Source organism: Arthrobacter sp. P1_B4, assembly GCF_056406555.1.
The window spans coordinates 1-11,171 of record NZ_JBFTZW010000097.1; the positions used below are offsets into that span (position 1 = coordinate 1).

General features: G+C 64.8%; 6 protein-coding genes. 5 read left to right on the top strand and 1 reads right to left on the bottom strand.

Going from position 1 to position 11,171, the window contains the following annotated elements; translation table 11 throughout:
- Positions 1–291 precede the first annotated feature (291 nt).
- The 5 genes from AC1D1W_RS18035 (at position 292) to AC1D1W_RS18055 (ending at position 7,632) form a co-directional block, all read left to right on the top strand.
- Positions 292–1,593, top strand: a complete 1,302-nt coding sequence (locus AC1D1W_RS18035) for a dicarboxylate/amino acid:cation symporter (RefSeq protein ID WP_476944402.1) — start codon at positions 292–294, stop codon at positions 1,591–1,593.
- A 71-nt stretch (positions 1,594–1,664) separates the two neighbouring features.
- A complete protein-coding gene (locus tag AC1D1W_RS18040; RefSeq protein WP_476944403.1) occupies positions 1,665–1,958 on the top strand; it encodes a winged helix-turn-helix domain-containing protein in 294 nt (97 codons plus the stop codon).
- 217 nt (positions 1,959–2,175) lie between these two features.
- Positions 2,176–2,664, top strand: coding sequence for a DUF1003 domain-containing protein (locus AC1D1W_RS18045; protein WP_439954077.1), 489 nt, complete (start codon positions 2,176–2,178; stop codon positions 2,662–2,664).
- A 219-nt stretch (positions 2,665–2,883) separates the two neighbouring features.
- Complete coding sequence (locus tag AC1D1W_RS18050) at positions 2,884–6,150, top strand: BTAD domain-containing putative transcriptional regulator (protein WP_476944404.1); 3,267 nt, start codon at positions 2,884–2,886, stop codon at positions 6,148–6,150.
- A gap of 75 nt (positions 6,151–6,225) precedes the next feature.
- On the top strand, positions 6,226–7,632 hold the full coding sequence (locus AC1D1W_RS18055) for an FAD-binding oxidoreductase (protein WP_476944405.1): 1,407 nt from the start codon (positions 6,226–6,228) through the stop codon (positions 7,630–7,632).
- Positions 7,633–8,422: 790 nt separating this feature from the next.
- On the opposite strand, the gene AC1D1W_RS18060 is transcribed toward AC1D1W_RS18055, so the two are convergent.
- On the bottom strand, positions 8,423–10,960 hold the full coding sequence (locus AC1D1W_RS18060) for an HAD-IC family P-type ATPase (protein WP_476944406.1): 2,538 nt from the start codon (positions 10,958–10,960) through the stop codon (positions 8,423–8,425).
- Between the last annotated feature and the right edge of the window lie 211 nt (positions 10,961–11,171).

An 11,171-nucleotide genomic window follows, 5' to 3' on the forward strand; every position in this document is an offset into this window, starting at 1 on the left:
ACTAGTACTCGAACACGGCCTGCTCACCGACGAGCAGCTCACCGAGCTCCTCAGCCCGCACCGCCTGGCCAACCTCACCAAATAATCCCCAACCGCTCCCTAACCTCGCAAGCTCGGTTAGGGAACCCTGCGGTAGTGGGCCACCCCCAGACCGACGACCCCGCCCGACCAGGGAGCAAGGGGCACGCCGTCGTGCCCAAAAACCCGATCGACTACAGAGAAAACGGAACTCGATGACGAGGACCGTTCCAGCACCGGGCCACCAACCCGGCCTCTACCCAAGGACTGACTATGAAAAACAAATCAACGATGTGGATCCTGGCAGCGCTCCTGTTCGGAATCCTCAGCGGTCTGCTCTTCCACTGGCTGCTGCCGGTGGACACACGCGAATCCGTCGTGGCGGTCCTCGACACCGTGACGCACATGTTCCTGAACCTCATCAAAATGATCATTGCCCCGCTGATCTTCGCCACCCTCGTCTCCGGCATCGCAGGAGCGGCCAAATCCGCCGGCGTGGGCAAGCTCTTTGGCCGCTCAATGATCTGGTTCCTGTCCGCCTCCGTCCTGGTGGGCGCGTTCGGCTTCATCACGGCCCATGTACTCAACGCCGGTAACGGGCTCCACCTGATGCCGGGAGGCGACGCGGGGATGGAAACGAAGCCCCTCGATTACCAGGCGTTCATCACCCACATCATCCCCACGAGCGTCTTCGCCGCACTGACCGAAAACAACCCCCTTCAGATCCTCGTATTCGGCGCCTTCTTCGGCATCGCCCTGCTGAATCTCCGGAAGAAGGGCCGCTCCTCCATAGCCGATGCCATCGACGAACTGATGGGCGTCATGCTGAAGGTCACCGGGTATGTGATGCTGGCGGCACCCGTCGGCGTTTTCGCCGGCATCGCAGCGGCCTTCACCTCCCAAGGTCTCGATGCGTTTGCCACCTACGCGTCGTTCATCGGCGGGTTCTATGTGTCTCTCTCGGCCCTGTGGGTCATCATGGTCGGCGTCGCCGTCGCCTTCCTCGGACGGGCCGCCTTCCGACTGGTCCGGATAGTGCGCGAACCCATGGTCATCGCGTTCGCCACCTCCAGCAGTGAAGCCGCCCTGCCCAAGCTCATTGAAGGCCTGACCAAGTTCGGCATCGAAAAGCGCACCACCGGTTTCGTGCTGCCCCTGGGTTACTCGTTCAACGTGGACGGTTCCATGATGTACATGACCTTCGCGTCGGTCTTCCTGATCAACGCCTACGGCATCGACATGGACCTTGGCCAGCAGATCGCGATGACCGCAATGCTCCTGCTCAGCAGCAAGGGCATGGCCGGCGTGCCACGCGGGTCACTCGTCGTCGTTGCCGCCGTGGTGCCTGCCTTCGGCATCCCCGCCGCCGGAATTGGTGTCCTGCTGGTGATCGACCAGCTCCTGGACATGGGACGCACCGCCACCAACATCCTGGGAAATGCCATCGCCACGGCGGTGATCGGCCGGAACCACGACAAGTCCACGTCCCTCCTCGAAGCGTCACGCGCGGAAGCCTCCCAAAACGCGGAAGTCACTGAAGACAGCAGGGAGCCTGAGCTCGTTTCGATGCACTGACCGGATCCCGCTCGGCTAACCAATTTTCAACCAGCGAACCTACCCTCACACCGGATGAAAGGCCATCGCCAATGACAGCCGACTTTGAAGTCCAGAGCCCGATCGACGTGCACCGCAATGAGCGGACGAAAACAGCGAGAAACGCACCGATCAAATCACAAATCATCGACTACCTGGCAAACCATGGGGCAAGCAAAGTAGCTGACATCAGCGACGGTATCGCGTCCTCGCGAGGCGCAGTCAGATACCATTTGGCAGCGCTGGAGAGCGCTTCGATCGTCCGTTCCAACATTTCCCCCGGAGCCAGGGGTCGTTTCACGCCCTTCTACGGTCTCGCCCCTGGAAAAACGGACCCCGCCTCCTAGCCGGACAGCGCTGACTGTAACTCTTGCGGACGACGGCGGGACCTCCCGCCGTCGTCCGCCGTGTCTTTACGGCCGGAATCTCATGTCCTCTCCCCTAACCAAGCTCGCAGTTTCAGGACCGAAAGATCGTGCAGCATGCCGGGCTTAGATCACGGTGCCGCAATCGCGGCGCCAGGCAGGTGCCGGGAGATCCGACGGCACCGGAGGGTTAGGACTCATGGCGCAGACCAACGGAGAAGCACGTCCCAGCCGCCAGGTCTGGTTAGGGTGGAGGATGACCGGAGAACCGAACACCTGGCACGACAAGCACAAGGCTTCCCTCACCCGCGGGCAGCAGGCCGCGGACCTCATGCGAAACGGGATGGGGAGCTGGCCTTTCGTGGGAGGTTTCATCGCCTTCATGCTGGTCTGGGCCGCCATAAACACCTGGGCGCTGGCGACCCATGCCTGGGATCCGTACCCCTACATACTTCTTAACCTCTTTCTGTCCATGCTGGCCGGTCTGCAAGGAGCAATTCTGCTCATCGCCGCCAAACGCCAGGATGCCATCGCCGGGGCCATGGCCCAGCATGACTACACTACGAACCTGAAGTCCAAGGAAGAGATCGATCTCCTGATGGATATTAACTGCCAGCAGTTGGAGATTCTCCGCGAACTTCAGCAACTCAGAACCTTGCCCGCATCCGTTGCCGGGACGCACCGGTAGAGGGTAGGTACAGAGACGCCGAGGTTTTTGGCGACTTCCCACGGCAGTGTGCCGGCGGCGGTGGTTGTCGGAATCGAGCCGGACGGGGGCGATTGGCTGCTGTGGTTCTGGTGGTTTGCTTGCTACTGATGGGCCGCTCACAGAGTGAGCCAAGGCAGGGCGCGTGTGGGAAATTTCGTTGTTCGACAACGCCGGTTGGCGAGCGGATACTGAAGAACCATGAAGCCTACCCAAAGCGGGTTGCGCATCCAGCTTCTCGGCTCGTTCATCGTGTACGTCAACGGGAACGCCGTCGAGAACAACCACTGGCGGCTGCAGAAGGCAAAGGCCGTGGTGGCAATGCTGGCGCTGGCGCGTGGTCAGCGTGGCCGTCGCGAGCAGGTACTGGACCGTCTGTGGCCTGACATGGAGCCGGTGGCCGCCGCACGGAATCTGCATCAGACCCTGTACGTCGCTCGCCGTGCGCTCGCTAGCGCTGGAGCCGGCAGCGACGGGCTCCTCGTCATCCGCGGTGAAGTGGTCGTGCTGGATGACACTGGCCCGGTCGATGTCGATGTCCTGCAGTTCAAGCGTTCGGCCGTGGCAGCGTTGGCTGCAGGCGTCGAGGCAAGCCTGCGCGATGCGGCCGACTTGTACAGTGGTGATCTTCTGCCGGAGCTGCCGGATGCGGATTGGCTGACGACACGCCGCGATGAGCTCCGGGAAATCCATCTCGAGGTACTGGTGAAACTGGCGTCCACGGTAGCGCAGCGCGCACCGGAGGAAGCGTTGGTCATCCTCACCCATGCGCTCGAATCCGATCCCATCCACGAGGGGGCCGTGCGCGCGCAGATGGTGGTGCTGGCTGGGATGGGCCGGCGGTCGGAAGCATTGGCACGATATGAGCGGCTGGTCGACGAACTCCTCGACGCGTTCGGGACCGACCCGGACACCCGGACGACGGGACTGTTTCGCGAGCTGTTGACCGGCTCGCCGCCCGAGGAACGCCTCCACCGGCCCGCCGGCGTGACCGGCAAAGACGATGCCATCGGTTATCTGCCATCCCCGTTGACAAGCTTCATCGGGCGCGAGCGTGAGCTCGTTGACGTCCAGCGGCTGATGGGCCATGCTCGCCTGCTCACCCTCACCGGGGCTGGCGGCAGCGGCAAAACCAGACTTGCATTGGAGGCCGCGAAGCGAGTTCGTCCTGAGTACGTGGACGGAGTCTGGTTCGTTGACCTCGCGGCCGTTGGGGAGTCGCTGCTGGTGGCCGATGCCGTAGCCGAGGTCCTCGGGTTGGATTCCGGCGCGGCACCAAGCCGCGTGCAAGCGCTGGTCGACCAACTGCGGCGACGCTCGCTGCTCCTCGTGCTGGACAACTGCGAACACCTGCTCGCGGCATGTGCGCATCTCGTCGTCGCGCTACTGGACGGATCCCCTGGGGTTAGAGTGCTCGCCACCAGCCGGGAGCCACTCCATGCCGACGGGGAGTACACCTACCGGGTGCCGTCATTGCCCCTGCCCTCGCCCCTGCGGACCGACGCTCCCGACCTGGCCGTGCTGGGCCGTCTGCCCTCTGTCCGGCTTTTCGTTGAGCGTGCAGCGCAGGTCCGGCCGGGTTTCGCGCTCGACGCCGACAACGCGCAGGGGGTGACAGAGTTGTGCCGACGGCTCGACGGGATGCCGCTGGCCCTGGAATTGGCCGCGGCCAGAACCGCCGTACTCGAACCCGCCGAGATCGTCCAGGGATTGGGCGATGCTTTGTCCATGCTCGGCGGCGGAACCAGCGGCGTCACGCGGCACCAGACGCTGCGTGGCACCTTGGAATGGAGCCACGAACTGCTCACCAAACCGGAGCAGGTTCTGCTGCGCCGGCTGTCTGTGTTCGCGGGTGGTTTCACCCTCGACGCTGTGGCAGCAGTCTGCGCTGACGCGTCCCTCCAGCAGATCGAACTGCTCGACCTGTTGGCCAAGCTGGTGGACAAGTCTTTGGTGGTCACCGAAAGGAGGGGCGCCGGGACCCGATACCGGCAATTGGAGACGGTCCGCCAGTTTGGCCAAGAGAATCTCGATCATGCAGGTGAGGCGGCTCAACTGGCGGCTGCGCATTGCGCCTACTTCCTTGCCGTCGCCGAATCCCACAATCCCGAACGGGCCACCGGGGTGGTCATCGAACAGCCGAAGTTGCTCGACCGCGAGCACGACAACCTGCGCGCTGCGTTGCGCTGGTCGTGCGCCCACGAGCCCGAGACCGCGCTCCGGCTCGCGGCCAGCCTGTGGCGGTTCTGGTTCCTCCGCGGACACGCGGTCGAGGGAGCACGTTGGGTGGAGCGTGCCTTGGCGGTGGCCCCCGACTCGACCCGGCCTCGCGCGGCTGCTCTGATCGGCCTGACCGGGCTGGACAGCCGGCAGGGCCGCGGCGACCGGCATCGGGCGCTCGGCGCGGAGGCCCTGGCAATCATGCGGGAGATCGGCAACCCCGACGAGGTGGCGATGGCACGGCTCATTGAGACCTCGCTCGCCTGGAGCACTTTCGACTTGGACGAGGCCGAACAGCTGGCAGCCGACGTGCACACCGAGGCATTCGAGGGTGACAGACCCGAACATTGCGCTGCCAGCAGTTGGCTGCTCGGCCAGAGCGCGTTGTCCCGGGAGGACGGACCACTCGCCGCCCGTCACCTAAACACCTGCCTGAGCGAACTCGCACAGTCTGAGACCAGCACCCCACCCTTCCTGCCGGTGATCACTCCCAGCCTGCAACTGGTCCCGATCGCCGGTCGGTTGGTCCCCTGCGTCGAGGAGACCCTGCTGTTGGGCCGGCGGGTTGGCGTTATCCAAGCCAAAGGCTACGTGCTGTCCGCGATCGGCTACGCGGCCAGGCTTTCGCGAGACACGCCGTCTGCGATATCCGTCATCACGGATGCAGCCGAACATTTCGCCGAGTTAGGAGATGACCTGGCCAGGGCGCAAACACTTCACCAACTTGGCTGCATTCTGCGCGACTGTGGCGACCACGGCGCGGCCGATGAGGCACTTTCCTTGGCGCGGGAGCTTCGGCTCGGCTTGGGCGACCGACGCGGCGAGCTGCTGACCGAGATTAATATCGCCCTGCTCCGCGCCATGGGTGGTGATATCGACCGCGGCCTGACGGACGCTCGGCGTTGCCTTTCAGGGTTCGAGTCCGCGGGAGATCAAGTGGGGATGGGCGCCACGCTGACCATTCTCGGTGCCGCCGAACTGATCTCCGGGGAGGTCCGGGCAGCGCGGGAAATGTACAGGCAGGCAGCGGAAAAGGTCGCCCCCTGGCGGCGACACACTGGCTGGCAACGGTTGATGGTGGCAGAGCTTTCCAACGAGCTCGGCGACCCGCATCGGGCGGCCCGCGAAATTGACAGGGCTGGGGCGATTTTCGACCGGACGAGATGCCTCATCGCCGGTCAGCGGCTGGCCGCACTGCGTAGGCGGGACTCGGGTGATGATGTTGAGACGGCGTTGAGTGCTCGTTGAGTACGGTTCACTAGCGTGATTCCTGGATCTGACAAATGGATCTGACAARCCAACAGCAATCAGGAGGAACGCATCGTGACAACGACGCAGACTAGGCCGACCCGCATCGGCGAGGCCACCATCGCCGAGTTCGCCGCCGGGCTGCGCGGCACGGTCGTCCGGCCAGGGGACGCTGACTACGACCACGAACGCAGCATCTGGAACGGGGCCCACGACCGGCGCCCGACGCTCATCGCACGCTGTGCGGGTGTGGCAGATGTGATCCGCACGGTCGATCTCGCGCGCAGCGAGGGGTTGCCGTTGTCGGTTCGCGGCGGTGGCCATTCGATCCCCGGATTTTCCACCGTCGACGACGGTATCGTGCTGGACCTTTCGCTGATGAAGGGGGTCCAGGTGGACCCTGCCCGCCGCCGCGTGGCCGCACAGGCAGGGTGTACCTGGAAGGACGTGGATGCAGAGACCCAGCAATTCGGGCTAGCCGTGACCGGTGGCCTGGTGTCCTCAACCGGCATCGCCGGCTTCACCACCGGCGGCGGCATCGGCTGGCTCGTGCGCAAGCACGGGCTGGCCAGCGACAACCTGGTCGGGGCCGACGTCGTCACTGCTGACGGGCAGTTTATTCACGCCAGTGCCGATGAGCACCCCGACTTGTTCTGGGGGCTGCGCGGCGGCGGCGGCAATTTCGGTGTGGTGACGTCCTTCGAGTATCAATTGCACGAAGTGGGGCCCATCGTCCTTTCCGGCCTGGTTTTCTACCCCGCAGAAGAGGCGGAGCAGGTGTTGCGCGGCTATCGGGCGGCCTGCGCGGCGGCCCCCGATGAGCTGACCACGCTGGTCAACATGACCATGGCGCCACCGGTCCCGTTCCTGCCAGAATCAGTGCACGGCAAGCCGGTCATCGCTGTGGGAGGGTGCTGGTCCGGCGATCTCGATGCCGGCGAGGCCGCCACCGCGCCCTTCCGGTCATTGGGCACGGTCATCGCCGATGTGTTCGCGGCCAACCCGTACGCGGGGTGGCAGCAGGCGCTCGATCCGCTGTACCCGCGGGGCGTGCACAACTATTTCCGCTCGGCATTTCTGCGCGCCGCCGACGACGCGTCCGTACGCGTGCTGCTGGACTCGTTTGCGGCATTGCCCAGCGCCATGACGCAGATTCACCTGCACCACCTTGGCGGCGCGGTCGGCCGGGTTCCTGCCGAAGCAACGGCCTTCGCACTCCGCGACCAGGAATTCATCGTCAATGTTGTTGCGCGCACGCCGACGGCGGAAGGCTTCGCGGACGTCGTCGAATGGGCCCGGGGCGTGACGTCCGCGCTCGGTCCGGATGTGACGGCCTACGTGAATTTCACAGGTGAAGCGAATACGGCGCTCGTCCGGGCGTCGTACCCGGCGGAAACTTACCGGCGGCTCGTGGAACTGAAAAACGAATACGACCCCACCAATCTATTCCGGTTGAACCAGAACATCGCCCCCACGGTGTGACAGCACTGCCTGCGTGAGGAGTGGATGATCGAGCGAGGATCGGGAAGCAACCTGACAGCCGGCGCCAGAGGCACCTCGATCCCCCGGCAACTGACCGGCAACGCCGGTCAGTTGCCGCGGTCTTGCGACCGCTCAATTTCTCAATCATCAAAAGGGGCCAATTTCACCAACATTGACGCCGCGGATGGGCCCGCTGCACCCAGCAAACCCCTAACCTGAAGTTGCGTGACTTGAGGCAGGAAGATCCCCGGGTTTCCGGAGGGGTCTTCCTGCCCGTCTCGTGGGAAGCAGGCAAGGTGCGAGCCACAAGGCAGCAACGGCAGGAAACGCACTCCGGTGTGGACAACGTGCACACCCCTCTTGGCCGGACAAACGGGAACGAGCCCTCCCCAAGCGCGCGTTGGGCCAGGGCGGGATTGCAGACGCCCAGGATGAGGTAGCCGCCCAAGGCCTGTCCGTTCTCCTCCCCGAGCTTGGTCTCGAAGGTTGAGCGGACATCGATTTCAGAGATCACCCCGAAGCCCTGGCCGAGGAATGCCTCCTGAGATATTCCTCGCATCGGTGCTGTGTGCAACCCTCCTGCACCACCGCCCCCGCCTGTGAACGCGGCGCCCAATTCCCCCATAACCCCGGAAAATATGGGCCCTCCAAGTGCCCGGATTGAACAGGCCAGTCTGGGTCGCTGGGGCTCCCATGGTTCCCCAGCAAAAGATGTCTGGACCACACCTCTGTTTGCAGGGCTTCCAGCCCCTTCGGTTGAGTACATGACGCTAATAATTGATGAGCCCATTTAACCGCTCTTCACCACCGGACCTTGTTGCGGGAAGGCCCGGGCGTGGACCCGCGCCAGGACCTCGACTCCGAGGCCCCCGGCGGCCCCGCACGCCACGGCCGCGAGCAACAACCCGCCGGGTGGCCGGGAAAGCAGGAAGAATTCCTGCACGAGCGGGAGGTTGAGCGAGACCAGCAGGGAGGCGCTCATGGCCAACACCACGGCCAGGCGCGCCGCGTTGAGGGGGCGCGACACGGCCGATAGGATCCACAGTCCGACCATGGACAGCGTCAGCACAGAGGCGCTGCTGACTTGTTCGGACGTGGCCGTGCCGGCCAGCGGCGCGAATGCGTTCAGTGTGAGCAGGGAAGCCGTGACGATCAGTCCGGCAGGGACGGAGAACCATAGGGACCGGCGCAGGAATCCGGGCTGATAGCGGCGCGGGTTCGGCATGAGCGCCAAGAAGAAGGCCGGGATTCCGATCGTCAGGCCGTCCGTGAAGGATAGCTGGCGGGGAAGAAACGGAAACGTCCACTGCAGGAGCCCGAAGGTCACCGCGATGGCGGTCGCATAGACCGTTTTGCTCAGGAAGAGGCTGGAGACCCGCTCTATATTGGCGATGACCTGCCGGCCCTCAGCGAGGACTCCGGGAAGCCGGTCGAAGCGGCCGTCGAGCAATACCAGGCGCGCGACTGCCTTGGTGGCGGGCGCCGCGGAGTCCATCGCGATGCCAAGGTCGGCCGTCTTGAGCGCGAGGGCGTCGTTGACGCCGTCGCCGGTCATGGCCACAGTATGTCCCCGGCGCTGGAGCGCCTCGACCATTGCCCTCTTCTGGGCCGGCGTCACTCGGCCAAACACCATGTTTGATTCCATCACCTCCTCCAGATGCAGCGGGTCCTCCGGCAGTGAGCGTGCGTCGAAGCCCTCCGTGACCTCCAGGCCAACCCTGCGGGCAATGGCGGCAACGGTGCGGGGATCGTCGCCGGAAATGATCTTCAACCCGACCCCTTCGGTCCGGAAGAACTTGAGGGTCTCCCGGGCATCGGAGCGCGGCTGTTCCCGGAAGGTCAGCAGCGCCACAGGGTGGAGCGACCCCGGCAACTGCTCCACCTTCCCATTGGCTGGCAACTGATCCGCGCCGGCCAGGAGCAGGGTCCGCAGCCCTGATGCGGCCAGTTCGCCAGCCTGGCGCAAGACGTCGCTCTGGCGCGGTACTGCGCCGTCGGGCGCCGAGATCGACGGCTTCAGACGTGCGGCTGCGTCGTCGCCCTGCACAAGCATCATTTCCGGTGCTCCGAGAATCCAGGTGCGCGCACCGCGGGCGCTCCCGTTGAAGCTGACTCCGCTCCACTTCCGGGCGGAGGAGAACGGCACGGTCCGGACGGGTTGAAGGCCGCCATCATCCTCAAAGGCCGTGCTCAGGCAGCGTGCCGTGGCGTTTGCCTCGGGTTCGGCGCCAAACCATGCGAGGGCCTGTTCCCATCCCGGTTGCGGCGCCAGCGGGTGAACCGCGTCGAAGACCAGGCCTCCTTCTGTGAGGGTTCCGGTCTTGTCCATGCACAGTACGTCTACGCGTGCCAGTCCCTCGACAGCGGCGAGTTCCTGGATCAGTACGTTGTGTTTAGCCAGCCGGAGTCCGCCCACGGCGAAAGCCACGCTCGTCAGCAGCACTAGTCCCAGCGGGACGATCGCGATCATGCTGGCAATAAGTCCCACGAGTGCGGGGGTCCAGGCGCCGGTGGAAATGGCGGTCTGCCAGCCGCCGCGCGCCTGGATCTCGCCGTTGAGCACGATGAGGGCAACGGGCAGCAGGATCCAGGCGATCCAGCGCATTACACGGTTGAGGCTGTTGCGGATCTCGGAGTTCACCAGCGAGAAGCGTCGCGCATCTGCCGTCAGCCGGCTCGCGAACGACGCCGCTCCGACCCGGACAACCTGGGCGTTGCCGTGGCCGGCCACGACGATCGATCCGGAGAGTACTTCCGTCCCCGCATCCTTACCCACCGGATCTGCTTCGCCCGTGAGAAGCGATTCGTCCACCTCGAGGCCGGACGACTCCAGTACGGCAGCGTCGGCAGTGACCTGATCCCCGGCCCGCAACACCAGGAGGTCATCTTTTACGACGTCGGCCGTGGCGATGTCGTGGATCTGACCCTCGCGCAAGACCCGCGCGAGCGGGGCGTTGAGGACAGCCAGCCGGTCCAAGGACTTTTTCGCCCTGTATTCCTCGACGACGCCGATCACGGCATTGCTGACAGCGGCGAGGCCGAACAGGGCATCCCGCCATTGCCCCAGGAACAACAGCAGCAGGAAGCTCGTGCCGACGATTGCGTTGAAGAGCGTGAAGACGTTAGCCCGGAAGATCTGCCACAGGCTCCGGCTAGTGGTGTCCGGCACGCGGTTGGTAAGCCCGCGCTCGACCCGCGTAGCCACCTCCCCCTGCGACAGCCCCTTGGCGGCCGGCTGGCGCCTGGCGGCGGCCTTCCGGCGTTTGGCTGCCGGGGACGCACGCCGATGCAGGAAGGCTCGTCTCTTGCGCCGACGGTATGCCTTCACCCTCCGATGGTATCCGCCGTAGCGCCACAATGTGACGCACTGCGACGCATCAGCCGGTCCCCCACCGCGACACCATCCGCCCGCACTGGCGCTGCGAGAAAATCCGATACAGATACCGGAAGCCTGGAATCGCGCATACCCCGGCCGCAAAAACTGTCCCGCTCAGGGTGGACAATCGCGACAGTTGGACCGCTGTTCCGGGAGATCATCG

Coding starts and splice junctions, on each gene's coding strand:
- AC1D1W_RS18035 (WP_476944402.1), top strand. CDS start 292: ATGAAAAACAAATCAACGATGTGGATCCTGGCAGCGCTCCTGTTCGGA.
- AC1D1W_RS18040 (WP_476944403.1), top strand. CDS start 1,665: ATGACAGCCGACTTTGAAGTCCAGAGCCCGATCGACGTGCACCGCAAT.
- AC1D1W_RS18045 (WP_439954077.1), top strand. CDS start 2,176: ATGGCGCAGACCAACGGAGAAGCACGTCCCAGCCGCCAGGTCTGGTTA.
- AC1D1W_RS18050 (WP_476944404.1), top strand. CDS start 2,884: ATGAAGCCTACCCAAAGCGGGTTGCGCATCCAGCTTCTCGGCTCGTTC.